The 575-nt window shown below is 42.1% G+C and carries 1 pseudogene; it reads right to left on the bottom strand.

The features are described from left to right. A pseudogene (locus tag ACFIJ8_RS08500) lies at positions 1-575 on the bottom strand (hypothetical protein); the annotation flags it as partial.

Below are 575 nucleotides of genomic sequence, written 5' to 3'. Positions count from 1 at the left end.
GCTAGCGACTGATTCAGATCATAAATCTGTCCACCATTAACCGCATCACTCGAACCTGATGCTATAGAACCATCAGCCAACGATGTGATCTTGCTGTTTGTCTTATCACCGTCTTTTTCTCCATGCTTAGCTACAAAAGCTTGTTCACTTTCATTCCACAACAAAGCATCGCCTTGCATAGATTCTGTGATGTTCGTGACTTTTTCATTAAAATCATTAACGATGTTCTGAACATTCTTATTCACATTGGTGAAATTCTTATCAATTCCTGCAAACGCTTCCGTTACATTATGATGCTCCTGTGGATCACCTTCCGTACCATCTGCATTGTAGGTTTTAAGCGTGAATGTAGGAGCAACCCATGCGCCATCTTCATACTTCGTCTTACCACCAAAGTACTTTGCTAGCGTCTGATTCAATGAATAAAGCTGACCACCATTAACCGCATCACTCGAACCTGATGCTATAGAACCATCAGCCAACGATGTGATCTTGCTGTTTTCCTTTTTACCATCTTCCCCATGCAGGGCGACAAAAGCACCTTCAGTCTTGCTCCATGATAAAGAATCTTGTGC

Source organism: Bartonella sp. MF74HXZ (assembly GCF_042194445.1).
In the GTDB taxonomy this organism is placed as follows: Bacteria; Pseudomonadota; Alphaproteobacteria; order Rhizobiales; family Rhizobiaceae; genus Bartonella; species Bartonella grahamii.
Note: the sequence above shows the minus strand (reverse complement) of the source record. Positions and strands in the feature narration are given on the sequence as shown.